This window comes from Streptomyces sp. NBC_00019, assembly GCF_045041015.1.
In the GTDB taxonomy this organism is placed as follows: Bacteria; Actinomycetota; Actinomycetes; order Streptomycetales; family Streptomycetaceae; genus Streptomyces.
Genome location: NZ_CP108302.1, coordinates 8,597,066 through 8,621,252, shown reverse-complemented (window position 1 = coordinate 8,621,252; position 24,187 = coordinate 8,597,066). Strand labels below are relative to the sequence as shown.

18 protein-coding genes, 1 tRNA gene and 1 pseudogene are annotated in these 24,187 nt (G+C 70.5%); 8 read left to right on the top strand and 12 right to left on the bottom strand.

Going from position 1 to position 24,187, the window contains the following annotated elements; translation table 11 throughout:
- Nucleotides 1–34 precede the first annotated feature (34 nt).
- Nucleotides 35–427 carry an SCO5389 family protein gene (locus OHU89_RS39880; RefSeq protein WP_361494212.1) on the top strand — a complete coding sequence of 131 codons (393 nt, stop codon included), beginning with the start codon at nucleotides 35–37 and terminating at the stop codon, nucleotides 425–427.
- Nucleotides 428–702: 275 nt separating this feature from the next.
- Here the strand turns inward: OHU89_RS39880 and OHU89_RS39875 are convergent, their stop codons facing one another.
- From OHU89_RS39875 to fusA, 7 genes are all read right to left on the bottom strand, one after another.
- Nucleotides 703–3,042, bottom strand: coding sequence for a DUF4132 domain-containing protein (locus tag OHU89_RS39875; protein ID WP_405649887.1), 2,340 nt, complete (start codon nucleotides 3,040–3,042; stop codon nucleotides 703–705).
- 24 nt (nucleotides 3,043–3,066) lie between these two features.
- Nucleotides 3,067–3,906 (bottom strand): alpha/beta fold hydrolase, encoded by an 840-nt coding sequence (locus OHU89_RS39870; RefSeq protein ID WP_405649886.1) that lies wholly within the window; start codon nucleotides 3,904–3,906, stop codon nucleotides 3,067–3,069.
- A 171-nt stretch (nucleotides 3,907–4,077) separates the two neighbouring features.
- Complete coding sequence (locus OHU89_RS39865) at nucleotides 4,078–5,436, bottom strand: GH1 family beta-glucosidase (protein ID WP_405654857.1); 1,359 nt, start codon at nucleotides 5,434–5,436, stop codon at nucleotides 4,078–4,080.
- A gap of 20 nt (nucleotides 5,437–5,456) precedes the next feature.
- Complete coding sequence (locus tag OHU89_RS39860) at nucleotides 5,457–6,296, bottom strand: carbohydrate ABC transporter permease (RefSeq protein WP_266899206.1); 840 nt, start codon at nucleotides 6,294–6,296, stop codon at nucleotides 5,457–5,459.
- Between the two features lie 7 nt (nucleotides 6,297–6,303).
- A complete protein-coding gene (locus OHU89_RS39855; protein WP_405649884.1) occupies nucleotides 6,304–7,281 on the bottom strand; it encodes a carbohydrate ABC transporter permease in 978 nt (325 codons plus the stop codon).
- Entirely contained in the window at nucleotides 7,281–8,597 is a 1,317-nt protein-coding gene (locus OHU89_RS39850; RefSeq protein ID WP_405649883.1) for an ABC transporter substrate-binding protein, read from the bottom strand. Before OHU89_RS39850 ends, OHU89_RS39855 begins: the two co-directional genes overlap by 1 nt.
- Before the next feature lie 190 nt (nucleotides 8,598–8,787).
- Complete coding sequence (fusA, locus tag OHU89_RS39845; protein ID WP_405649881.1) at nucleotides 8,788–10,839, bottom strand: elongation factor G; 2,052 nt, start codon at nucleotides 10,837–10,839, stop codon at nucleotides 8,788–8,790.
- A gap of 705 nt (nucleotides 10,840–11,544) precedes the next feature.
- On the opposite strand from fusA, the gene OHU89_RS39840 reads away from it, so the two are divergent.
- The 4 genes and pseudogenes from OHU89_RS39840 to OHU89_RS39825 form a co-directional block, all read left to right on the top strand.
- Nucleotides 11,545–12,597: a zinc-binding dehydrogenase gene (locus tag OHU89_RS39840; protein ID WP_405649879.1), complete on the top strand. Its 1,053-nt coding sequence runs from the start codon at nucleotides 11,545–11,547 to the stop codon at nucleotides 12,595–12,597.
- A gap of 47 nt (nucleotides 12,598–12,644) precedes the next feature.
- Nucleotides 12,645–13,610 (top strand): hypothetical protein, encoded by a 966-nt coding sequence (locus tag OHU89_RS39835; RefSeq protein ID WP_405649877.1) that lies wholly within the window; start codon nucleotides 12,645–12,647, stop codon nucleotides 13,608–13,610.
- A gap of 4 nt (nucleotides 13,611–13,614) precedes the next feature.
- The gene (locus OHU89_RS39830; protein WP_405649876.1) at nucleotides 13,615–14,940 is read left to right on the top strand and encodes a hypothetical protein; all 1,326 of its coding nucleotides are present in this window, start codon (nucleotides 13,615–13,617) and stop codon (nucleotides 14,938–14,940) included.
- Nucleotides 14,937–15,752: pseudogene (locus OHU89_RS39825) on the top strand (EamA family transporter); the annotation flags it as partial. The gene OHU89_RS39830 and the pseudogene OHU89_RS39825, both read left to right, overlap by 4 nt.
- A 115-nt stretch (nucleotides 15,753–15,867) precedes the next feature.
- Here OHU89_RS39825 and OHU89_RS39820 read toward each other — a convergent pair.
- The 3 genes from OHU89_RS39820 to OHU89_RS39810 form a co-directional block, all read right to left on the bottom strand.
- Nucleotides 15,868–15,955, bottom strand: a tRNA-Leu gene (locus OHU89_RS39820).
- A 172-nt stretch (nucleotides 15,956–16,127) separates the two neighbouring features.
- Nucleotides 16,128–16,457 carry a MarR family winged helix-turn-helix transcriptional regulator gene (locus tag OHU89_RS39815; RefSeq protein WP_405649875.1) on the bottom strand — a complete coding sequence of 110 codons (330 nt, stop codon included), beginning with the start codon at nucleotides 16,455–16,457 and terminating at the stop codon, nucleotides 16,128–16,130.
- Between the two features lie 141 nt (nucleotides 16,458–16,598).
- A complete protein-coding gene (locus OHU89_RS39810; protein ID WP_405654855.1) occupies nucleotides 16,599–17,273 on the bottom strand; it encodes a GntR family transcriptional regulator in 675 nt (224 codons plus the stop codon).
- A 303-nt stretch (nucleotides 17,274–17,576) separates the two neighbouring features.
- Here OHU89_RS39810 and OHU89_RS39805 point away from each other — a divergent pair, with 303 nt between their 5' ends.
- Complete coding sequence (locus tag OHU89_RS39805) at nucleotides 17,577–18,548, top strand: 2-dehydropantoate 2-reductase (protein WP_405649873.1); 972 nt, start codon at nucleotides 17,577–17,579, stop codon at nucleotides 18,546–18,548.
- A 259-nt stretch (nucleotides 18,549–18,807) separates the two neighbouring features.
- Complete coding sequence (locus OHU89_RS39800) at nucleotides 18,808–19,233, top strand: PAS domain S-box protein (protein ID WP_266885880.1); 426 nt, start codon at nucleotides 18,808–18,810, stop codon at nucleotides 19,231–19,233.
- Between the two features lie 73 nt (nucleotides 19,234–19,306).
- Here the strand turns inward: OHU89_RS39800 and frc are convergent, their stop codons facing one another.
- Entirely contained in the window at nucleotides 19,307–20,563 is a 1,257-nt protein-coding gene (frc, locus tag OHU89_RS39795) for a formyl-CoA transferase (RefSeq protein ID WP_405649872.1), read from the bottom strand.
- Nucleotides 20,564–20,592: 29 nt separating this feature from the next.
- The gene (gene oxc, locus OHU89_RS39790; RefSeq protein WP_405649870.1) at nucleotides 20,593–22,341 is read right to left on the bottom strand and encodes an oxalyl-CoA decarboxylase; all 1,749 of its coding nucleotides are present in this window, start codon (nucleotides 22,339–22,341) and stop codon (nucleotides 20,593–20,595) included.
- A 257-nt stretch (nucleotides 22,342–22,598) separates the two neighbouring features.
- Between oxc and OHU89_RS39785 the strand changes: the two genes are divergently transcribed.
- Entirely contained in the window at nucleotides 22,599–24,179 is a 1,581-nt protein-coding gene (locus OHU89_RS39785; protein WP_405649869.1) for a FadD7 family fatty acid--CoA ligase, read from the top strand.
- Nucleotides 24,180–24,187: the final 8 nt, after the last annotated feature.

Here is a 24,187-nt window from a genome sequence, read left to right as displayed (position 1 = left end):
CCCCACTCAACGCACAGACAGGACAAGCACCTTCATGTCTCTCGACGTCTCCCCGAAGCTCCTCGCCGAAGCCGAGAACGGCGCCGTCCGCGAGGAGGACTTCGTGGACACCGTCCGTACGTCCCTCCCGTACGCCTACGACCTGATCGCCTCTCTCGCCGGCGAACTCCACGACGGCAAGGCCGAGTTCACCGACAACCAGACGCCGCCGCCGTCCGAGAAGGAGCGCGGCCAGCTGCTGCGGGCCCTGGCCAGCGACGCGATCCGCGGCAGCCTGGAGCGGCACTTCGGGGTGGCCCTGGCCTTCCAGAACTGCCACCGGGTGGCGGCGTTCCGGCCGGGCGCGCAGGACGGTGAGACCTACGCGCGCTTCACCTCGACGCGCTCACAGATCCTGAACCAGTCGCCGGAGTTCAGGGACTGCTGACCCGTCCGCGCGGAACCGTCACCCCCCGACGGTTCCGCGCCCCCTCCCCCGGCGGCGGGTCAGTGGGTGCGCAGTTCGGTCAGTTCCTCCCGGCTGCGCGACGACGGTCGTCAGGGCCAGGAACCGGACGACTCCCTGGTGCGGTTGCGCCGACGTGGTCAGGCCGCCGCCGACCGAGGCCTCGTGGGCCCCACGCATCTGGCCGGGCGCTGCGGGACGAATTCGGCTGTACGGCGGCCGAGTTGAGCCGCGGGGCCCGGGGAGGACCGTAGTCGTCAGCCCGCTCTCCCGCTCCCTATCTGCCTGAGGATGGACGGGTCGGTGATCTCGGTGTCGGCGGCCAGCAGCAGGGCCTTGCTGAGGATCACGGTGAGCCGGTCGTCCTCGAACGGCAGGAAGACCTTGCCGTTGGCCTTGCCGCGCGAAGGGACGATGCACAGATAGGAGTTGTCGGGCTCCATCAGGATGTTCGCCGAGCCGAGATGGATCCGGTACGTCCGCAGGTCGCCCCGGACCACCAGGAAGCGGCCGTCGAGGGTGCACCGGTCGGCGATCTTCAGGCGCGGCAGGATCCGCGCGAGGGCGTCGCGGCGGGCCTCGGCGCTCTCGCTCAGCTCGGCGAACCCGGCCCGTTCCCAGTAGGCGCGGGCCGGTCCCTGCTCGGTCCAGTCGGGGTCGGCGGCGATCGAGGTGACGCCGACGAAGAGGTCCACGTCGCGCATCGCCTCGCTGAACACCAGCGGCGGCACCTCCGCGAGGGGCGCCTCCCGCCAGGCTCCTGCCACCCGGCGCTCGAAGCGGACCCGGTCGGTCGAGGCCACCCCGTCGCCGTCCGCCCAGTCCACGTACGTGTGGAAGAAGGCGGCCCGCCACTCCCCCGCGCCCAGGGTCCGCAGGGCCGCGTCCCCGTCCCCGGCGTCCCAGGGCCCGAGCAGCCGGCTCGTCCACCCCCGGGCCCGGAACAGCGCGAACATCCGGCGGTAGTGCACGAGATGGGCGGCGAAGCGCAGGGAGTGGACGCGGGTCTCCTCCTCCGCCGGGGTGAGCCGGTAGATCTCCCGGAACGCCTGCTTGAACGGCTGCCTCAGCTGCCCGTCGACGAGCCGGTCCCGCCAGACCCGTACGGTGTCGGCGTCGGAGCGGATCGGGTGCCACAGCCGTACGGACGCGTCGTCGGCTGCGTCGGGGAGGTCCTCGGTCGACGGCAGGACCGCCCGCCACTCCCCGGGCGCGACCTCGATCTCCCAGATCAGCCGGCGTACGGCGGACCGGGCGAGCGGATGCCCGGCCAGTTCCGCGCGCCACCAGCCGTACGGATGGACGGCGTCGACGGTGAACCCGCCCTCCAGCGCCCGGGCGAGGGTGCCGAGCTGGATGTTCACTCGCTTCACCAGGTCGCGCAGCTCCTTGACCAGGCCGGCGTGGTCGCGGCGGACGGGCGCGGGGACGCTCTTCAGGGGGCGGCCGTCCTTCTCCCAGGTCAGCTCGGCGGTCTCGGTGACCGTGACGACGGCCGTGTACCCGCTGCCCGCCTCCCTGCGCAGGACACCTTCGTCGTCGAACCCCGCCCTCGACAGCCGCAGTGCCACCTCGGTCCGCTCGGCCAGGGCCGGTTCGACCTGCTTGAGCAGCTTGTCGAGCTGCCGGGGTATTCCGGCGTGGCGGGTCACCGAGCGCGCGGTGCGGATCGCGGCGACCAGCTCCGGCGTCGGGAAGTCCCGGGCGGCGCGGACCAGTTCGTACAGCAGGGCCTGCGAGGGGACCGTCTTCGCGGACGTCGGGGCGACGGCGATGCCGGGCAGCAGCCGGTCGAGGAGGTCCGGCAGCCAGGGCTCGTCGCGCAGCAGCGCCACCCGGGCGGCCTGTCCGAGCATGTCGACCTCGCGGGGCGTGAACGCCTTGTCGGCCCGGTAGGGGATCTCGCCGCGCTGGAGGGCGTCGGCGCGGTCGGCCGCGGCTTCCAGCGCACGGCGGGCGAAGGCGACGTAGGCCGGGATGCCGGCCACCTGCCGCCAGATGTCCGGTGCGTTCGGCGGCGGGTCGTAGGTGTTGAGCCCGTCGACCTGGACGAGCAGTGTCCGCTCGGCGGGAGTGAGGGCGATGACGACATCGATCCCGTCCATGGCTATGGCTCCGTTGTCGCGTCGCAGGAGGTCGGCCGCCGTCCGCAGCGCCTCGTCGTCCCCGAGGCTCGCCACCATGAGCAGCGAGTACGGGTGGGTGGCGTCCCCCTTCTCCACCAGGAAATCGGTCAGGGCACGGGCCGGTCCGGAGAGGTCGGGCCACGGCCCCGTGCAGTGCACCAGCGCGTCCACGATCGGCCGGAGGCTCACCACGTCGTCGGGGTCCTCGCTGCAGGCGACGACCGCCTCGAACATCCGGCGGCACGCGTCGGGCGTGTAGCGCGGTTCCCTGTCCCTGACGGCCAGGTGCACCGCCGTCCTCGCGCCCTTCATCGCGTCCGTGGCCTCGGGCCGGGCCCGGTAGGCCGTGGCGAGCAGCCCGCCGACCTCCTCGTCGGAGAGGCCCACCAGGTCGGCCGCCCGGACGTCGAGTGCGAAGGCTGGGTCGGTCAACGCCCGGACCAAGTCGTCGTAGAGCATGCCTCGGATCATGACAGGCACCACTGACAACGCGATCTACGCGAAGAACCTCGCGGTCTCCGCCACGAACCGCCGCGCGTCGTCCAGCCAGGGGAAATGCGCCGCTCTCTCCTGGACCACCGACTCGGCCTCCGGGAAGAGCCCGGCGTACTCGGCCATCGCCCGCCGGGGCCCGGCCACGTCCACCTCCCCGGCAAGCACGAGCACACGCCCCGCGAACCCGGCCAGTGCCGCCCGCGTCGCCTCCGGGTCGAAGGCGCCCTCGGAGCCGTAGGCCGCCGCCGCCTCGTCGTTGCGCTGCTCGTCCTCGGCCGCGCGGACCGCCTTGGCCTCCTCGTCCCAGCGGGCGAACCAGAAGGGGGCGATGGCCTGCCAGGCGTCGGGGGCGGGACGGCCCGCGTTGAGGGATTCCAGGGCCGCGTACGCCGTGGCGAACCACTCCTCGTCCTGGCGCAGACGGGCCGTGCTCAGGCGGTCCTCGGCGGTGACGGCGATGCCGACCGCGTAGACGCTCGGCGTGATCAGGGCGAGGCGTGCGACGCGGTCGGGGTGGCGGGCCGTGTAGAGGGCGGCCAGGTTGGCGCCCGCGCTGTGGGCCAGCACGTCCAAGTGGTCCAGGCCCAGTTCCTCGCGCAGTGCCTCGACGTCGTCGACCTGACGGTCGCAGCGGTACGACGCCGGGTGCTCGGGGGTCGCCGAGTCGCCGGTGCCTCTGAGGTCCAGGCGGATCAGGGTGCGGTGGGCGCCGAGGCCGCCCAGGTCGCCGAGGTAGGCCGAGGCCTGCATCGGGCCGCCGGGGAGGCAGACCAGGGGCGGTCCTTCGCCGGTCGCGTGGTAGGCGAGGGTGGTGCCGTCGGGGGTGGTGAAGGTGGGCATGGCGTGAGGCTTTCACCCGGCCTGGCCTGCGGCAACGTATTAAGTGCGGCTCGCGCGGCGCAGGGAAGAGGGCCGGGCGATCCGCCCGGCCCTCCCCCTCTCCACGACGCTCAGCTCGGCGACTCCGCACCCTTACGGGCGTAGTACCACCAGGTGACGCCGCCCGCCTGCTCAGGCCGCGCGTCGCGCACGTCCCCGATGGTTGCGGATGATCTCCGCGTACCGGTGTCCGGAACCCTTGATGGCGCGGGTCTGGGTCCGGTAGTCGACGTGCACCAGGCCGAAACGCTTGTCGTAGCCGTAGGCCCACTCGAAGTTGTCCAGCAGCGACCAGGCGAAGTAACCGGCCAGCGGCGCGCCCCGGCGGGCGGCGGAGGCACAGGCGGCGAGGTGCCCGGCCAGGTAGTCCTGCCGCTCGGGGTCGTCGACGGTGCCGTCGGGGCGTACGACGTCCGGGTAGGCGGAGCCGTTCTCGGTGACGTACAGCTTGCGGGCGCCGTACTCGTCGGTGAGGCGGAGCAGCAGGGTCTCGATGCCGCCCGCGTCGATCTCCCAGTCCATTCCGGTGCGGGGCACGCCGAGGCGGTGTACGGAACGGGCGTGCGGGGCCGGGCCGCTGGGGTCGTCGGCGACGGTGGCCGGGAAGTAGTAGTTGAGGCCGAGCCAGTCCAGCGGGGCGGCGATCGTCTCCAAGTCTCCTTCCCGTGCGGGTAGTTCGACGCCGTACAGCTTCTGCATGTCCTCCGGGAAGCCGCGGCCGTGGATCGGGTCCAGCCACCAGCGGTTGGTGTGGCCGTCCATCCGGCGGGCGGCCTCGAGATCCTCCGGACGGTCGGTGGCCGGGTGCACGGTCGAGAGGTTGTTGACGATGCCGACCTCGGCGGCGGGGACGGCCGCCCGGATGGCCTGGGTCGCCAGTCCGTGGCCCAGCAGGAGGTGGTACGAGGCGTGCACCGCGGCGGTCAGGTCGGTGAACCCGGGGGCCATCTTGCCTTCGAGGTGGCCGATCCACGCGGAGCACAGGGGTTCGTTGAGCGTGGTCCAGTGGCTGACCCTGTCGCCCAGACGTCCGGCCACGACCGAGGCGTACGCGGCGAAGTGCTCGGCGGTCTCCCGCTCGGGCCAGCCGCCCCGGTCCTGGAGCGCCTGGGGCAGGTCCCAGTGGTAGAGGGTGACGGACGGGGTGATGCCCGCCTCCAGCAGGCCGTCGATCAGCTCGTCGTAGAAGTCGAGGCCCTTGGCGTTGACCGGTCCGTCGCCGCCCGGCAGCACGCGCGGCCAGGCGATCGACAACCGGTAGGCGTTGGTGCCCAGTTGGCGCATGAGCGCGATGTCCTCGCGCCAGCGGTGGTAGTGGTCGCAGGCGACGTCGCCGTGGTCGTTGCCGGCGATCTTCCCGGGGGTGTGCGCGAAGGTGTCCCAGATCGACGGCGAACGGCCGTCCTCCGCCACGGCTCCCTCGATCTGGTACGCCGAAGTGGCCGTGCCCCACAGGAAGTCGTGCGGGAGTGCGGCGAGGTCGATGGTCACGAAATCCCTTTCGAGGTCGGTCACTTGACGGCACCCGCCGTCAGCCCCGCGACGAGGTAGCGCTGCAGGAGCAGGAAGCCGGCCACCACCGGCACGCTGACGACCAGCGAGGCAGCCATGATCTGGTTCCAGTACACGTCGTTGAGCGTGGAGTAGCCCTGGAGTCCGACGGCGAGGGTGCGGGTGGTGTCGTTGGTCATCACCGACGCGAACAGCACCTCGCCCCAGGCGGTCATGAAGGCGTAGACGGCGACCGCGACGATGCCGGGGATCGCGGCCGGCACGACGACCCGGAACAGCGCCCGGAGCGGTCCGCAGCCGTCGACCAGCGCCGCCTCGTCCAGGTCGCGCGGCACCGAGTCGAAGTACCCGATCAGCATCCAGATCGAGAACGGCAGGGAGAAGGTCAGATACGTCAGGATCAGTCCGCCGCGCGAGCCGAACAGGGCGATGCCGGTGGCGTTGCCGATGTTGACGTAGATCAGGAACAGCGGGAGCAGGAAGAGAATGCCCGGGAACATCTGCGTCGACAGGACGGTGACCGTGAAGACCCGCTTGCCGCGGAAGTCGTAGCGGCTCACCGCGTACGCGGAGAACACCGCGATCACCACCGAGCAGACCGTCGCCGCGCCCGCCACGATCAGCGAGTTCACGAAGTACCGGGCGAGCGGGACCGTGGACCAGATGTCGATGTACGGGCGGACCGTCAACTCGCTCGGTATCCAGCGGAACTTGCCGGTGACGTCCGCGAGGGGCTTCAGCGAGCTGGAGACCATCACGTACACCGGCACCAGCACGAAGCCGCCGAGCAGGGTGAGGAAGATCCGCCGGGACCAGAGGAACGAACGCGGCGGTGCCATCGGGGAGTTACGCATGCGTGGCCCTCCGACCGCGCGAGGTGAGGGCGAGGTAGGCGCCCGTCACGAGCAGCAGGAACAGCAGCAGGAGTACGGACATGGCGGAACCGGTGCCGAAGTTCCAGGTGACGAACGAGGCTTGGTAGATGTGGACCGAGACGAGGTCCGCGGCCTCGGGGGCGGTCCTGCCGAACAGGACGTACGGCGTGTTGAAGTCGTTGAACGTCCACAGGAACAGGACCAGGACCAGCACCTGGTTGACGGCGCCCAGCGACGGCAGGGTGATGCGGCGGATCTGCTGCCACACACCGGCGCCGTCGAGGGCGGCCGCCTCGTACAGCTCCCGGGGAATGTTCTGGAGTCCGGCCATGACGATGAGGAAGGCGAACGGCCAGCCCTTCCACACCGACACGATCAGCAGGGCGTAGAAGCTGTTGTCGCCGATGAGCCAGAAGGAGGGCTTGTCGGTGAGGTGCAGCTGGTCGTGCAGGACGTGGTTCACCAGGCCGTTGTCGTGCTGGAACATGAACACCCAGGTGATGACGGCCGCGTAGACCGGCAGGGCGTACGGCACCAGGAACAGCGCCCGCAGCAGGCCGCGGCCGCGGAAGGTGTCCTGCATGAAGACCGCGGCCGCGGTGCCGATCAGCCAGCACAGGGCGACCGACAGCAGGGTGAAGGCGACCGTGACGAGGAACGAGTGCAGCAGGGCCTCGCCGACGGGGGCGTCGAAGTCCACCGACACCTTGAAGTTGTCGAGCCCGGACCAGGGCGCGGTGCCCCAGTCGCGGATGTAGAACTGCGTGAGCTCCTTGAAGCTCATCACGATGCCGACGCCCATCGGCACCAGGTGGACCAGGAGTTCGAGGAGCAGGGCGGGCAGCAGGAGCAGATACGGCAGTCCGATGCGGCGGATGCGGCCGGGGCGCGGGGTGCGCTTCTCGCCGGACGGCGCCTTGGGTTCGGCGCGTTCCAGAGTGGTGGTCATCAGGCGGCCGGCATCTGCTGCTGGGCCTTCTCCAGCGCCGCCTTCACCGAGTCGGTGGTGACGGCGCGTCCGGCGGCCGCGTCGGCGAACAGCCCCTTGACTGCCGTACCGACCGCCGTCTCGAACTGCGACTCGTCGGCGACCTGGGGCAGCGCGGCGGCGCTCTTGGCGAGGGTGTCCTTCAGGACGGCGTTGGCGGGCGTGTTGAAGGCGCTGTCCGTCTGGGCCGTCTTCACCGGCGGTATCGAGCTGTACGCGGTGTTGAGGATCTTCTGCTCCGCGTCGCCGGTCATGAACTTCACGAACTGCGTGGCGCCGTCGAGGTTGTCGGTGTTCTTGAAGACGGCCAGGTTGATGCCCGCGACCATCGAGTTGACCTGAGCGCCGGTGCCCGGGGTGCCGGACTGCACCGGCACGGGAGCGATGCCGTAGTCGTCCTCGCTCATGCCCTGGGACTTGAGGTTGGCGGAGGCGGACTGCCACAGGAGCATCGCCGTCTTGCCCTTGGCGAAGTCGCTGACGGACTGGTTCTGGGCGTACTCGGCGTTGCCGGGCGCGATGACCTTGTCCTTGGCCATCAGATCGACGTACTGCTTGACCGCGGTGACGACCCCGTCGCTGGTGAAGTCGGGCTTGCCGTCGGCGGTGAAGAAGTCGGCTCCGTGCTGCTGGGCGAAGACGAAGACGTGGTGGATGTTCTCCGACGGGTTCGAACCCTCCGCTCCCAGGCCCCACTTGCCGTCCTTGGAGAGCTTCTCGCCGTCGGCGGCCAACTCCGCCCAGGTGGCCGGAGGTTGCGCGATGCCCGCGTCGGCGAACATCTTCTTGTTGTAGTAGAGGGCGTACGCCATCGAGTACAGCGGCACCGCGGAGGGGTCCTTGCCCTCGGCGCCCGTCGAGCCGAGCGCCGAGTCGACGAAGCGGTCCCTGCCGCCGATCTTCGCGAAGTTCTTGGCGTCCCACGGCAGCAGCGCGCCGGTGGCCTGCAGCGAGGCGCTCCAGGTGTTGCCGATGTTGAGGACGTCGGGGCCCTGGCCCGAGGTGGTCGCGGTGAGGATGCGGTTGAGCAGGTCCGACCAGGGCACGACCTCCAGTTTCACCTTGATGCCGGTCTGCTTCTCGAACTTGTCGAGTTCGGGCTGGAGGACCTTCTTGTCGACCTCGATGCTCGCCCCCTGGTTGGAGGCCCAGTAGGTGAGCGTCTTCGGCGAGTCGTTGGACCCGCCGCCGTTCGACGAACCGCCTCCGCAGGCCGATGCGGCCAGGGCGAGAGACAGGGTGACGGCGCCTACGGCCGCGGCTCGGATGCTGCGCATGGCTCCTGGTGTCCCTTCAGGGAATGCACTCACGGCTTAATTTAGGACGTGAGTTAACTGCCACGGGTTCGGGACGTCAAGAGGTTGAGCGGCGGGATTTCGATGGATCGTGCGGCTCGGTGCCGGGGCGTTCACTTCCTGAACGGAGGCGGGCGGCCCCTCCCGTGCGGGAGGGGCCGCCCTGGTACCGCTACCGCTGTGCCGGTGCCACGGTCGCCGGCGCCGGCGCGTACCCGGTGGGCCGGGCCGTGAAGGTGCCGCGGCCCTGGGTCCGGCTGCGCAACCGGGTCGCGTAGCCAAAGAGTTCGGCCAGCGGCACGGTGGCGGTGACGACCGCCGAGCCGGACCGCGTCACCGAGCCGGAGACCCGGCCGCGCCGAGCCGCCAGGTCGCCCAGGACTCCCCCGACGGCGGCGTCGGGCACCGTGACCGTGACCTCGGCCACCGGCTCAAGCAGGACCATCGCGCAGGCCCGCAGAGCCTCCCGGAGTCCGAACCGGCCCGCCGTGCGGAAGGCCGTGTCGGAGGAGTCCTTCACATGCGTCGCCCCGTCGGTGAGGGTGACCCGCAGCCCCGTCACCGGGTGCCCGCCGAGGGGCCCCTCGGCCAGGGCGTCCCGGCAGCCGGCCTCGACCGCCCGGACGTACTCCTGCGGCACCCGTCCGCCGACGACAGCCGAGCGGAACTCGAACCCGGCGTCGACGTCCAGCGGCTCCACATCGAGGACGACATGCGCGAACTGCCCCGCGCCACCGTCCTGTTTGACGTGCCGGAAGACATGTCCGGTCACGCCGCGCCCGACGGTCTCGCGGTGCGCGACCCGGGGCCGGCCGGCGTTGACGTCCAGCCCGTGGTCCCGCCGCGCCTTCTCCAGCGCGACCTCGAGATGCAGTTCGCCCATGCCGGACAGCACGGTCTGCCCGGTCTCCGGGTCGGTCCGCACGACCAGCGACGGGTCCTCCTCGGCGAGCCTCGCGAGCGCCGAGGCCAGCCGGTCGGTGTCGGTGGACCTGACGGCCTCGACCGCGACGGAGACGACCGGTTCGGCGACGCTCGGCGGTTCGAGGACGAGCGGGGCGTCCGGCGTGCAGAGGGTCGACCCGGCGCGGGCTGACTTCAGCCCGACGACCGCGACGATGTCGCCGGCGACCGCACGGTCCAGCTGGGCGTGCCGGTCCGCCTGTACGCGCAGGATCCGTCCGACGCGCTCGCCGCGCCGCGCGCCCGCGTCCATCACCATGTCTCCCTTCTCGATCGTTCCGGAGTACACCCGGAGGTAGGTGAGCCGCCCGGTCGGCGTGGCGTTCACCTTGAACACCAGCGCCGCGAAGGGCGCCGCCGGGTCGGCGGGCCGTTCCTGCCGGGTGTCGCCGAGGGTGCCGCGCACGGGCGGCACGTCGAGCGGCGACGGCAGATACGCCACGACCGCGTCCAGCAGCGGCTCGATCCCACGGTTGCGGTAGGCCGAGCCGCACAGCACGACGACGGCGTCACCGGTGCGGGTGAGGTCGCGCAGGGCGTCGACGAGCGTCCCCGTGTCGAGCGTCGACCGCATACAGAATTCCTCCAGCGCGGCCGGATGCCGTTCGGCCACCGCCTCCTCCAGCAGCCGACGCCGTCGCCGCGCTTCCTCGCGCAGGTCCCCGGGAATGTCCGCTGCGACCATGTCGCCGCCGTCGGCCCAGGTCAGCGCCCGCATGTGCACCAGGTCCACGACCCCGCGGAACGCGTCCTCCCTGCCGATGGGCAGCTGCAGGACCAGCGGGGCCGGGTGCAGCCGCTCCCGGATCGACTCGACGGCGGTGTCGAGGTCGGCGCCCGCGCGGTCCAGCTTGTTGACGAAGGCGATCCTCGGTACGCCGTACCGGTCGGCCTGCCGCCAGACCGACTCGCTCTGCGGCTCGACGCCGGCGACGGCGTCGAACACCGCGACCGCCCCGTCGAGCACCCGCAGCGCACGCTCCACCTCGTCGGCGAAGTCGACGTGTCCCGGGGTGTCGATCAGATTGATCCGGTGGCCGTCCCAGGCGCAGCTGACCGCCGCCGCGAAGATCGTGATGCCGCGGTCGCGCTCCTGCGAGTCGAAGTCGGTGACGGTCGTGCCGTCATGGACCTCGCCACGCCGGTGGGTGGTTCCGGTGGTGTAGAGGATCCGCTCGGTGACGGTGGTCTTGCCGGCGTCGACGTGGGCGAGGATGCCCAGGTTGCGGACGACGGCGAGGGTGTCGAGGTTGATGCGCACGGCCCATGGCCTTTCGGATGACGTGTGACAGGGCGGCGCGATTCCCGGGACGGGCCGGACAGAGCTGACAGCACGTCAATGCAGGTGCGTGCAGGGCCAGTTGATGGTCAGGCGTGTGTCCGGGGCATCCGGTACCGGCCGCGCAGCGGGCACCGGACGGAGCAGGACACGAGGATCACGTCGTACGACGACGGGGGAACGAGAACAGCGGCGCGGTCACACACGGCCGGTCTCCCCTCACTCGTCGGTCCTCGTCATGTCACGCGCACCGGCCCGGCGTGGGCGGTGCGCGATGTGTGGCGAGTGTAGGGAGACGGGACGGGCGGGTCACCCGATTTTCCGTCGCCCCGGTGAGGGAGGCTTCACGGCAGCTCCCGGCGGTCAGGGCTGGGGCTCCGTCGTCGGTCGAGTCGTCCCCTAGCGGACCCGCAGAGACTCTAAGCGATCGCTCCAGCGGATCCGGGCGCTGCAAGGGAACCCCGCAGCAGCCGGCCTCCGGACAAGGCACCGGGATCCGCATGCCGTGAAAGCCGCGCGGCGGCGGTCGCCAGCCGCACCCCCACCCCTGTGGTGCGCCGGCCGCGTACGAGCAGCGCACGGTGCGCGCGCACCGTCCCCGGATCGCCGATCAGGCATGCCACAAGGGCTGTTCGCGCTACCCCCGGGCCGGACCGAAGCCCTCCCCGACCTCCTGGAGCACCGACCATGGCCGAAGAGGCACGCATGAAAGTCGCCGCACTGGACGGACCCGGCGTCAGCCGGATCATCGAGAAGCCGTTGCCGCGGATCGCCGAGGACTACGTCCTGGTGAAGGTGGTCGCGGCCCCGATGTGCAATGAGCATCTGGCGTACGAGCACTGGGACTTCCGCGACCGCAACCGCTGGGACTCCCTGGGGCACGAGGCGGCCGGCGAGGTCGTCGAGGCCCGTGCGGGCAGCCCGTTCCGGCCGGGTGACCGGGTGGTCGTGCTCAGCGGCTATCCGTGCGGGCGCTGTGCGCTGTGTGTCTCCGGGCGGTACGCGCACTGCGCCGACACCGAGGATCCCCTCGCGGTGTGCTCGGGCGACTCGGGTGAGTGCGGCTTCGCGCAGTACATGATCAAGCGGGAGCGTCTGCTGCTGCGGATCCCCGACGGGATGCCGTACGAGCATGCCGCGATGGCCTGTTGCGGGATGGGCGCGACGTACACGGCGATGGAGAACATGGGGGTCGCCGCCGGCCACACGGTCCTGGTCACCGGGCTCGGTCAGGTGGGGCTCGGCGCCGTGATCAACGGGCAGGCCAGGGGTGCCCGGGTGATCTGCGCCGGCCGCAGCCCCTACCGCCGGGAGCTGGCACGGCAGTTGGGCGCGGAGCTGATCGTGGACCTGGGGACACCGGACGCGGCCCTGGCCGCCGTACGGGACTTCACCGGGGGCAAGGGCGTCGACCATGTCATCGACTGCTCGGCGCAGGTCGGCCACCAGCGGTTCGGACTGGACGCCGCGGGGCGCGGCGGGCGGGTCACCTTCCTCGGGGAGTCCGGCGAACTGTCGCTCCACGTCGACCAGGACCTGATCCAGAAGGGCGTCACCCTCTTCGGCAGCCTCGATCTGTATCTGCAGCACGCCCCGGGAATGCTCGACGCCATTTCCCGTACGGGACCGCTCATCGACCGGTTCATCACGCACACCTTTCCGCTCGACGAGATCGAGCAGGCCTGGAAACTCCAGCTCACCAGGGAATGCGGAAAGATCATTCTGCATCCGTGGCGCTGAACGCCCGCACCAGAGCCGAACGGCCGTACACCCACGGAGGTTTGAGGATGTCCGAGAACAACGAGACCCACGACCCGAACACACCGCTCTATGTCGGCACCCGGACGTTCCTCGGGAAGCGTGACCTGGTCCTGTCGTTCTACACGACGAAATGCCAGTTCCAGTGCACGTATTGCGCGCTGCCCACCCGCTCGGCGTCGTTCGAGGTGACGGCCGAGCAGATCAACAACCAGATCGACCACGTCTTCGACTCCAAGGCCGGTGAACTGGGCGGTTTCCGCCAGCTGTGCTTCGGCAACGAGGGCTCCGCTCTCGATCCGAGGCGCTTCCACCGCGAGTCCGTCGACCATCTGCTGCACCGCGCCCAGGAGATGGAGAACCTCGAGGTGCTGTCCATCGAGACGCGCCCCGAGTACGTCAAGCGCGACTACCTGGAGCACATCGCCAGGACCACCCACGCTCCCCGGCTCGACGTGACGGTCGGCTTCGAGACGCAGGACGACTTCATCCGGCAGACCGTCCTGAAGAAGAAGATCTCCCGCCGGGTGATGGAGGACCGGGTCGCGCTCCTCGGCGAGCTGGGGATCCGGCTCACCTCGTACGTCCTGATCAAGCCGGCGCCGCGGATGACGGACGAGCACGGGGTGCGCGAGGCCGTGGCCACGATGGAGTACCTGAAGGAGCTCTGCGACCGTCACGGCACCGAATTGGTGATCTATCTGACCCCCACCTATGTGGCCGAGGGCTCCTATCTGCAGCAGACCACACAGCCGGGCGACTGGACCCCGCCCACCATTCAGGGAATCTTCGATGTCGTGGTGGCCGGACATTCCATGGGGCTGCCCGTCTACACGGGCCTGTGGAGCGAGGAACTCGCCGACGAGAACACCGACTTCCGCGGCCGCGAGGGCTACGATCCCGAACTGCGCAAGGCCATGGTCCGCTTCAATCGCGACCACGACTTCAGCCACCTGCAGCCTTTCGTGCCGGCACAGTTGGCGCTGGCGGGGTAGGGCCGTGCGCGCGTACCGCAATCTTCTCAAGCAACTGTCCGAGGACGCCCCGGAGAAGCTCACCCGGCTGCCCGCGGAATTCCTCGCCGCGCAGACGCGATGGCTGCTCGAAAGGGATGAGATATACGTCCTTGAGCAGGTGAACAAATACGTTCCCGTCATGGCCGAACTGTCCACGGAGGCCGTGGCCGGCGCGGCCGACCGGGCACTGGAGCGGGGCGTGGTCGACGACTTCTGCTTCCTGTACGCGCACCTGCCGCCGACGGGGCGGCCGGCTCCCACCCGCATCGACCGGGCCTGTGCCCGTCTGGCGCGACGCGGCAACGCCGGCGGCATCGAGCAGATCATCGCGGCGACCGGGGTACGCCCCGCTCTCGACGAGGAGACGGTCCTGCGGTCGTACAACGTCCTGGTGGCCGCCGGCCGCCTCGGCGCCGTGGACTACATGCGTCAACTCTCCGGTATCCCTGTGCGGTTCGACGCGGACGCCGCAGCCACCGGCATCCGCGCGCTCCTGGCCAGCGGCCGCCACGGCCCGCTGCGCAAGCTGGCCCGCCTCGCCGACGTCGAGGTCCACCTCGACGCCCGGGAGATCCACCGCGCCGTCGCCGAGGCCGTCACCGACGGCACTCTGCACGAGCTGGCCGCGGCCCTCGCCTGTCTGCGCCCCTCTCCTCGCATCGAGGGCTTCACCGCCGTGTTCCGACGCCTGGTGTCCGAGGCGCGGTTCGCCGAACTGCCCGCCCTGTTCACGGTGTTCGCGGACGCCGACTGGCAGGCCCTCGATGCCCGCATGTGGCGCCGACTGCTGACCTCGGGCAGCGCACCCGCCGTACGCTTCGCCTTCGAGCGCTGTGACGATGCCGAGCTGCTCGCCCAACAGGCGCCGGACGCCTATGCGCTGGGTGTCTCGTCCGGCGATCGCGTCCTGGTCGGGCTGGCGTGCGAGCGGGGCGGACTGCCGCTGCGCACCGAGGACGCGCGAGTGTTGCTCGCCGACGCCCTGGAGGACGGGGACGCCCGCTGGCTCGACTTCGTCGCCGCCCGGCTCACCGCACTGCCCGCAGCCGACCCCGATCGCGCCCAGCTCTACCTCGCCCGGCAGGCGGCCACCCGGCCGCAGCGCGTGCAGCGCGACGCCGAAGCACTGGGGGTGTCCTCGAACCCCGAGGTCGGCGCGTGGCTGCTCGCCCTCGCCGAGGGCCGCCACGAGGTGGCCCTGGCGGGCCTCGGGGACGCGACGGCACACCCCGTCGCTGCTCTGGTCGCCCACCTGCCGGACCCTGCCGACCCGGCAGATCTCACAGCCGACGGGGCGCGCGCCTCATGAAACTCCCGCACGACCCGGACACAGGTTCCCGCTACCGGGGGACGGCGCTCGCCCTGGTGGCCATGGCCAGCGTGCAGACCGGGGCCGGCACCTCGAGTCACCTCTTCGACAAGTTCACGCCCTCGGGTACCGCCTGGCTGCGCCTGACCTGGGCGGCAGTCGTCCTGTGGCTCATCGCCCGGCCCCGCCTGCGCGGCCGCGACCGTCGTGAGGTGGGCACCGCCCTGCTGCTCGGTGCGGTCAGCGGACTGCTCACCCTGCTCTACTTCGAGGCCGTGGTCCGCATCCCCCTCGGCACCGCCACGGCCCTGGAGTTCCTCGGCCCGCTGGGAGTGGCCGTGGCGGGTCTGCGGCGCCGGATCGACATCCTCTGGCCGCTGACCGCGGCGGCCGGCGTACTCGCCCTGACCCGGCCCTGGAGCGGTGAGGTCGATCTGGCCGGAGTCGGCTTCGCGCTCGGGGCGGCGGCGGGCTGGGCCGGCTACATCCTGCTGACCAAACGGGTCGGCGCCCAGTTCACCGGCCTGGGCGGCCTGGCCGTCTCCATGGTGGCGGCCTCCGCGGTGACCCTGCCGTTCGCCGGCGCCGGTCACATCGTGGGCCACATGGACCCGCAGGCCTTCGCCCTGTCCGCCCTGGCGGCGCTGCTGCTGCCGATCCTGCCGTACGCCGCCGAGATGGTCGCCCTGCGCAATCTGCCCACGACTGTCTTCGGCACCCTGATGAGCCTGGAACCCGCCATCGGGACCGTCGTCGGCTTCGTACTCCTTGCCGAACAGCCCTCGTGGGCCCAGAGCGCGGGCATCGTGCTGGTGACCGTCGCCGGCATGGGGGCGGTGCGCGGCGAGGCCCGGCAGGCCGTGGGCGACATCAGCCACGAGAGCTCCGGGCCAAAGCAAAAGACCCCTGATGAACAGGGGTCTCAGCTGGTGTCCGAGGGGGGACTTGAACCCCCACGCCCGATAAAGGGCACTAGCACCTCAAGCTAGCGCGTCTGCCATTCCGCCACCCGGACTAGGTGTCTGCCGCCTGGCCGGAGGTGTTCCCCGCGGCGACATGGACAACAATACCAAGCTTTCGGGATGCCTTTCACCTGCATATCCGTGCCTCGGACGGTACTCAGGGGCCCTGGTGCGGAGCGCTTCCGAGGGCTCACCACCAGCGACGGAACGATTACGCGGAGGGGATTATCCGCGGACGCGTTCCTCGGCGGCCAGCACCCGCAGGGCCCGTACGAACGATGCCGCCGTCTCCTTCCCCAACGGCGCGAGGAAACGTTCCTCGGCTACCCGGCGCGCCTGCTCGGCCCGGCTCAGACACTCCTGTCCCGCGGCCGTCAGCTCGACGAGGTTCTTGCGCCGGTCCCGCGGACTGCGACGCCGCTCGACCAGCCCCTGGTCCTCCAGGCCGTCGAGGAGCGCCACCATCGTCGTACGGTCGACACCGAGCCGCCCGGCCACCTCCACCTGCGACAGCGACGCCGCCCCCGAGAGCACCGTCAGCTCGTGACCGTCCACCCCGTGGGGCGCGAGCGCCCCGGCGGGCGCCCTGGCCAGCTTGGCCTGCGCCCGCTTCAGCAGGTGGCCGAGCCGGTCCCCGGGGGCGAGGGCCTCTGATCGTCGGACATGCGGGGACTGTACCCAGGGTCGATCGGACCCCTACTTGTCGCGCTCGTGGTACATCTTCCGCGTGTGTTCCGTGTGGGTCCGCATGACCGCCGTGGCGCGCTGCTCGTCGCGTTCCGTGATCGCCGCGATCAGCTCACGGTGCTCGATCCAGGACTGCTGTCCGCGCTGCCGGGCGACCGGCGTGTAGTACCAGCGGACCCGGCGGTCGACCTGTGCCGCCAGCTCGGCGAGGACGGCGTTGCCGGCCAGTTCCATGATCTTCGCGTGGAGCCGGGCGTTCATCGCGACCGCACGGTCCACGTCGTCGTCGGCGACCGCGCGCTCGCCCTCCACACACATCTCCTCGAGCACGCCGATGGCGGCCCTGGACGCGTTGGCCGCGGCGAGCCGGGCGGCTTCGGCCTCCAACAGTGTGCGGACGGTGAGGAGTTGGTCGGCCTCCTCTTCGGTGGGCTCGTGCACGAATGCGCCCTGGGCGGGCCGCAGATCGACCCATCCCTCGGTGCTGAGGCGCTGCAGTGCCTCGCGTACGGGCTGCCGGGAGACGCCGAGGTGGCCGGCGAGCTCGCTCTCGACCAGGTGCCGGCCGGGCTGGAGCGCTCGGGTGGTGATGAGTTCGAGCAGCGCCTCGTAGACACGGTCGCGCAGCGGGCCGGGGCGTTCGAGCTTGGGCACCGCGCCCTGCGGCAGTCCTGTCGTCGACAACATCACGGGCCCTCCTCAGCAGCGTCATCGCTGTATGCGAGAGCCAAGTATGGATTGGCTTTCGCCTACAGTCTACGGCGCACAAACCCCTGGACACCGGGGAGTTGGACCCTTACCGGTGGGCCGTACCAGCAGCTCACGAGCACGGATGAGCAAACGGCACGCGCTTCTCACGCGCCACGGGTGGCCGTCCGCCTGCCGTCCCAAACTCTTGCTGGCACCCGTTCCATCCTGTAGACAATATTTCGTCGACAGATTTCGACAGTTCCGCGGTACACCCTCGACCGAACGGAGCGCCACCCAGTGAAAGTCGCAGTTCTCGGCGCCGGAGCCATCGGCGCCTACGTCGGCGCCGCCCTGCACCGCGCAGGCGCCGACGTCCACCTCATCGCCCGTGGACCGCACCTCGCGGCCATGAGGCGCAACGGCGTACAAGTCCTCAGCCCCCGCGGTGACTTCACCGCCCACGCCCACGCCACCGACAACCCACAGGAGATCGGGCCCGTCGACTACGTCTTCCTCGGGCTCAAAGCCAACTCGTACGCGGCGTGCGGGCCGCTCATCGAGCCGCTCCTGAACGACACCACGGCCGTCATCGCCGCCCAGAACGGCATCCCCTGGTGGTACTTCCACCAACACGGCGGACCGCATGACGGCCACCGCATCGACAGCGTGGATCCGGACGGGGCGGTCAGTGCGGTGCTCGCCCCCGAACGCGCCGTCGGCTGCGTGGTCTACGCCGCCACCGAACTCGAAGGACCGGGCGTGGTCCGCCACCTGGAAGGCACCCGTTTCTCCATCGGCGAACCGGACCGGTCGACCTCCAAGCGCTGTCAGGCCTTCAGCGAGGCCATGAAGGCCGGCGGGCTCAAGTGCCCCGTCGAACCCGATCTGCGCAACGACATCTGGCTCAAGCTGCTCGGCAACATCAGCTTCAATCCGATCAGCGCATTGGCCCGCGCCACCATGCGTCAGATGTGCCACCACGGCGGCACCCGCCAAGTCATCGAAACGATGATGCAGGAGACTCTGGCCGTCGCCGAAGCACTCGGCTGCGACATCGGGATCTCCATCGAGCGACGGCTGGCCGGCGCCGAACGCGTCGGCGACCACCGCACCTCCACCCTCCAGGACCTGGAGGCAGGCAAACCTCTCGAACTCGACGTCCTCCTCGCCGCGGTCGTGGAACTGGCCGACATCACCCGCACGGACGTCCCCACCCTCCGTACCGTCCACGCCATCAGCGACCTCCTCGCCCACCGGACCGCCGCATGAGGCGGCCCGACCCGCCGCCACGGGACGGCACCTCCATGAACGTGCACGCGGAAGCGGACCGCTCCACCCTGCGGGGCGCGGCCACCCAGGGCTGACCGGCCCTCCGCTGCACGACGGCGGGACCTCTACCGGCGGGGAGCGCCCCCTGCGCCGGAGGGGTCCCGCCTCAGTCGTTTGAGCCCTGGATCCTGTATACGATCCTCTGTATACTGCCGACCTGTATTCGTTCAGCATCCAACGGCCCCGGCTCGGAGGCGACATGGAAGATCTGAATCCCGATGTGGTGCTGGGTATGGCCGCCCAGGCGCCCGACGGCATCGTGATCGTCGACGGCGAAGGACTGATCCGCTACTGGAACCGGGGTGCGGAGCGCATCTTCGGGTTCTCGGCGGCCGACGTGGACGGTCACAGCCTGGACGTCATCATTCCCGAGCGGCACCGGAAGCGGCACCAGGAGGGCTTCGAGGAAGCCATGGAGCGGGGGTACAGCAAGTACGGGGACGCGGACCTCCTGAACGTGCCCGCTCTGGCGGCGGACGGCCGCAAGCTGTCCATCGAGTTCAGCGTGGTGCTGCTTCCCGGTCCCGACGGCAGCACGTACGTCGGTGCGGTCATCCGGGACGTGACCGCACGCCGCGAGCGGGAGCGGGAGTTGATGCGGCGACGGGCCGAGGCCTCGGTCTGAGCCCCGGCGGACCGCATACGGAAGCGGCCGTGGCCCGAAGGCCACGGCCGCTTCCGCGTCGTCGGACTCGGGGTCAGACGATGACGCCGCTCTCCTTCAGCCGGCCGATGGTCTCCTCGTCGTAACCGAGTTCGACCAGGACCTCGGAGCTGTGCTCGCCCAGCAGCGGGGCGCCGGCGACATCCGGCTGGAAGGAGGAGAACTTCACCGGGCTGCCGACGGTCAGGTACGTGCCGCGGCCCTTCTGCTCGACCTCGACGACGGTGCCGCTCTTGCGCAGGTCCTCGTCGTAGGCGATCTCCTTCATGCTCATCACCGGGGCGCAGGGCACCTCCCACTCACGCAGGATGTTGACCGCCTCGTACTTGGTCTTGTCCGCGAGCCACTTCTCGATCTCCTCGAAGATCTCGAAGATGTGCGACTGACGGGCGCGCGCGGTGGCGTACTCCGCGTCCTCGGCCCACTCGGGGTGACCGATCGCCTCCGCGGTGCGCTTCCAGTTCTGCTCCTGGACGGTGAAGTAGATGTACGCGTTCGGGTCGGTCTCCCAGCCCTTGCACTTGAGGACCCAGCCGGGCTGGCCGCCGCCGCCCGCGTTGCCGCCGCGCGGGACGACGTCGGTGAACTCGCCGTTGGGGTACTGCGGGTACTCCTCCAGGTAGCCGACCCGCTCCAGACGCTGCTGGTCGCGCAGCTTGACGCGGCAGAGGTTGAGGACGGCATCCTGCATGGAGACGGAGACCTTCTGGCCCTTGCCGGTCTTGTTGCGGTCGATGATCGCGGTGAGGATGCCGATCGCCAGGTGCATACCGGTGTTGGTGTCGCCGAGGGCGGCACCGGAGATGGTCGGCGGGCCGTCCCAGAAACCGGTGGTGGAGGCGGCGCCGCCCGCGCACTGGGCGACGTTCTCGTAGACCTTGAGGTCGCTCCAGGACGACTGGTCGTTGAAGCCCTTGACCGAGCCGAAGATCAGGCGCGGGTTGAGTTCCTGGATGCGCTCCCAGGGGAAGCCCATGCGGTCCATCGCGCCCGGGCCGAAGTTCTCCACCAGGACGTCGGCGTCCTTGATGAGCTTCTCCAGGACGTCCTTGCCCTCGGGGGTCTTGGTGTTGATGGCGAGGGAGCGCTTGTTGCTGTTGAGCATCGTGAAGTACAGCGCGTCGAGGTCCTCGATGTCCCGCAGCTGCTTGCGGGTGACGTCGCCGCCGTTGGGGCGCTCCACCTTCAGGACATCGGCGCCGAACCAGGCGAGCATCTGTGTGCAGGCGGGGCCGGCCTGGACCCCGGTGAAGTCGATCACCTTGATTCCGGCGAGCGGCTTTTCACTCATGTGTGCTTCCTTTTCGTGAAGTTACGTGGTCACTTCTTGGCCGGCGTGATGTTGCCGACGGTGATGCCCTTGGGGTTGAGGTGTGAGATGTGGCCGCTCTCGGTGCCGGCCGACGGGTCGATCACGCAGTCGATGAGCGCCGGCCCGCCGGAGGCGAGGGCCTCGGTCAGGGCGGCGGTGACCTCGGCGGGGGTGGTGGCGCGGTAGCCCTTGCCGCCGAACGACTCGATGAGCAGGTCGTGGCGGGCCGCCGACATCAGGGTGGTGGGCGAGGGTGCGTCGTCGTACGGGTTGACGTCGTCGCCGCGGTAGACACCGCCGTTGTTCATGATCACGGTGACGACGGGCAGCTGGTAGCGGCAGATCGTCTCGATCTCGATGCCGCTGAACCCGAAGGCGCTGTCGCCCTCGATGGCGACGACCGGTGCGCCGCTCTCGACGGCGGCGGCGATGGCGTACCCCATGCCGATGCCCATGACGCCCCAGGTGCCGCTGTCCAGGCGGTGGCGCGGCACGTGCATGTCGATGACATTGCGCGCGATGTCCAGCGCGTTGGCGCCCTCGTTGACGATGTACGTCTCCGGGTGCCGGCGCACGACGTCGCGTACGGCCTTGAGGGCGCCCATGAACTGCATGGGGTGCGGGTCGGCCTCCAGGCGCTTGGCCATCTTGGCGACGTTCTGCGCCGAGCGCTCCCCCAGTTCGTCCCGCCAGGCCGAAGGGGCCTGGATCTGGCCGGGCTTGGTCCGTTCGGCGAGCACGTCGAGCACCGACTCGATGTCACCGACGAGCGGGGCGGAGATGGGCTGGTTGCTGTCCATCTCCTTGGGGTCGATGTCGATCTGGATGAACTTGGCGTCGGGGTTCCACCCCGTCTGCCCGTGGCCCAGCAGCCAGTTGAGGCGGGCGCCGATCAGCATCACGACGTCGGCCTTCTTCAGCGCCAGGGAACGGGCGGTGGCGGCCGACTGCGGGTGGTCGTCGGGCAGCAGGCCCTTCGCCATCGACATAGGTACGTAGGGGATGCCGGTCGACTCGATGAACTCCCGTACCTTGGCGTCCGCCTGGGCGTACGCCGCGCCCTTGCCGAGCACCACCAGCGGGCGTTCGGCGGAGGCCAGCAGCTCGATCGCGCGGTCCACGGCCTCCGGCGCGGGCAGTTGGCGCGGCGCGGGGTCGACGAGGCGGCTCAGGGTGCGGTCGCCCTCGGCCTTGGGCATGATGGCGCCGAGCACCGCGGCGGGGATGTCGAGATAGACACCGCCGGGGCGTCCGGAGATCGCGGTGCGCAGGGCGCGGGCGATACCGCGGCCGATGTCCTCCACGCGGCTGACCCGGTAGGCGGCCTTCACGAAGGGCTGGGCGGCGGCGAGTTGGTCCATCTCCTCGTAGTCGCCCTGCTTGAGGTCGACGAGGTGACGCTCGCTGGAGCCGGAGATCTGGACCATGGGGAAGCAGTTGGTGGTCGCGTTCGCCAGCGCGACCAGGCCGTTGAGGAAGCCGGGGGCCGACACCGTCAGGGCGACGCCGGGCTTCTTGTTGAGGTAGCCGGCGATGGCCGCCGCGTGTCCGGCGTTGCTCTCGTGACGGAAGCCGATGTAACGGATGCCCTGTGCCTGGGCGAGGCGGGCCAGGTCGGTGATCGGGATGCCGACCACGCCGTAGATGGTGTCGACGTCGTTCATCCTGAGCGCGTCGACGACCAGGTGGTACCCGTCGGTGAGCTCGGTCGGAACGTCGGCTGCTGCCGCGGTCTCCAGTGGCGAGGGGGCGGTCATGGTCCGAGGTCCTCCTTGGGCAGGTCCTGCCGGAGCGGCTACTGCTCTCACCATCCGCAGCGCGTCCGTCCGCGTCCAAGACCCATCGGCGACCAGCCGATAAACAACATCTATCGACGGCCGCCGAGGGCCCTCGCAACTCCCTTGATAGACGCCCGCTATCGGCCGTTCGCCAGTAGGTATTGGACGTGCACCGCAGGTCACCGCAGGCTCGCAGAGGACTGAAGCATCGGACCTGGGCGCGAGGGGGTGGGGTCATGGCCGTTCCGGCCGCGGCATCCGTGCGCGACGCGAACCGGTACCGGCCTCCGACGGTCACGGGCCTCGTCGATCTCCTCGACGCGCAGGCGCGTGAACGCCCGTACGCCCGGGCCCTGGTCGTCACCGGGGAACGGGTGCATCTGTCCTACCGGGGTCTCGCGGCCCTGGCGGACGGGGTGGCGGCACGGCTCGGCGGCACGGGGTTGCGCCGCGGTGACGCGGTCGGCCTGATCTGCGCCAACACCGCGGAGTTCGTCGTCGCGCTCCTCGGAGCGGCGCGGGCCGGTCTGGTGGCGGCTCCGCTGGACCCGGCGCTGCCCGCGTCCCAACTCTCGGCGCGCGTCGCTGCGTTGGGGGCGCGGGCGCTCCTGCTGGGCCCGGCCGCGACGAGCGCCCCGCTGCCGGTCCCGGCCTGGCCACTGCGCGTCGACGTCTCCCGCGCGGGCACAGCGGCCGTCGTGTTCGAACCCGGTGCGTGCGCGGCACCCCAAGTCAGGAACTCAGCAGGTGAGTTGACTGCCCACGACGCGCTCGTTCTCTTCACCGCCGGCACCAGCGACCGGGCGAAGATGGTTCCGCTCACCCATGCCAACGTGGCCGCGTCCGTCCACTCCCTGTGCGCCACCTACGAGCTGGGGCCCGACGACGCCACGGTCGCGGTGATGCCGTTCTTCCACGGTCACGGGCTGTTCGCGGCGCTGCTTGCCTCCCTCGCCAGCGGGGGCTGTGTGCTGCTGCCCGAGCGGGGCCGGTTCACGGCGGGCACGTTCTGGAACGACATGCGTGCCGTGGGCGCCACCTGGTTCACGGCGGCCCCGGCCATCCACGAGATCCTCCTGGACCGGTCGGAACGGGAGTACCCGGGCCCGCAGGCGCCGGCCCTGAAGTTCGTACGCAGTGGCAGTGCTCCTCTCAACCCGGCCACGCAGCGGGCGCTGGAGCGTACGTTCGGGGCGCCGTTGCTGTCCGCGTACGGGATGACGGAGTCCTCGCACCAGGCGACCAGCGAGCCGCTGCCGGGGCGGGGTGCGCTCAAGCACGGTTCGGTCGGGCGGCCGACCGGTGTCGAGGTCCGCGTGCTCGACCGCGGCGGGCGGGCCTGTCCGGTGGGTGTCGAGGGCGAGTTGTGGGTGCACGGTCCCACGGTCGCGCGCGGCTATCTCGGCGACCGGGAGGAGACGGCGTACACCTTCGTCGACGGCTGGCTGCGCACCGGCGATCTGGGCATCCTGGACGCGGACGGATACCTGTCCCTGACCGGGCGTATCAAGAACCTCATCAACCGCGGCGGCGAGAAGATCTCGCCCGAGCATGTCGAGGACATCCTCGCCGGGTGTCCGGGGGTCGCCGAGGCGGCCGTGTTCGCCGTGCCCGACACGGTGTACGGCCAGCGGGTGGGCGCCGCCGTGGTGGTGCGGGAGGGCGAGAGCGTGGGGCCCGAGGAGATCCTGCGGTACTGCCGTGACCGGCTGGCCGCGTTCGAGGTGCCGGACCGGCTCGAGCTGGTCACCGCGCTGCCGTACACCGCGAAGGGCGGACTCGATCGAAAGGCGGTACAGGCGCGCTACGCACCCTGACACAGGCT

Bases quoted from the DNA above. Each gene is read 5' to 3' on its own strand.
- OHU89_RS39880 (WP_361494212.1), top strand. From the start codon at position 35: ATGTCTCTCGACGTCTCCCCGAAGCTCCTCGCCGAAGCCGAGAACGGC.
- OHU89_RS39875 (WP_405649887.1), bottom strand. From the start codon at position 3,042: ATGATCCGAGGCATGCTCTACGACGACTTGGTCCGGGCGTTGACCGAC.
- OHU89_RS39870 (WP_405649886.1), bottom strand. From the start codon at position 3,906: ATGCCCACCTTCACCACCCCCGACGGCACCACCCTCGCCTACCACGCG.
- OHU89_RS39860 (WP_266899206.1), bottom strand. From the start codon at position 6,296: ATGGCACCGCCGCGTTCGTTCCTCTGGTCCCGGCGGATCTTCCTCACC.
- OHU89_RS39855 (WP_405649884.1), bottom strand. From the start codon at position 7,281: ATGACCACCACTCTGGAACGCGCCGAACCCAAGGCGCCGTCCGGCGAG.
- OHU89_RS39850 (WP_405649883.1), bottom strand. From the start codon at position 8,597: ATGCGCAGCATCCGAGCCGCGGCCGTAGGCGCCGTCACCCTGTCTCTC.
- OHU89_RS39840 (WP_405649879.1), top strand. From the start codon at position 11,545: ATGGCCGAAGAGGCACGCATGAAAGTCGCCGCACTGGACGGACCCGGC.
- OHU89_RS39835 (WP_405649877.1), top strand. From the start codon at position 12,645: ATGTCCGAGAACAACGAGACCCACGACCCGAACACACCGCTCTATGTC.
- OHU89_RS39800 (WP_266885880.1), top strand. From the start codon at position 18,808: ATGGAAGATCTGAATCCCGATGTGGTGCTGGGTATGGCCGCCCAGGCG.
- frc (WP_405649872.1), bottom strand. From the start codon at position 20,563: ATGAGTGAAAAGCCGCTCGCCGGAATCAAGGTGATCGACTTCACCGGG.
- oxc (WP_405649870.1), bottom strand. From the start codon at position 22,341: ATGACCGCCCCCTCGCCACTGGAGACCGCGGCAGCAGCCGACGTTCCG.
- OHU89_RS39785 (WP_405649869.1), top strand. From the start codon at position 22,599: ATGGCCGTTCCGGCCGCGGCATCCGTGCGCGACGCGAACCGGTACCGG.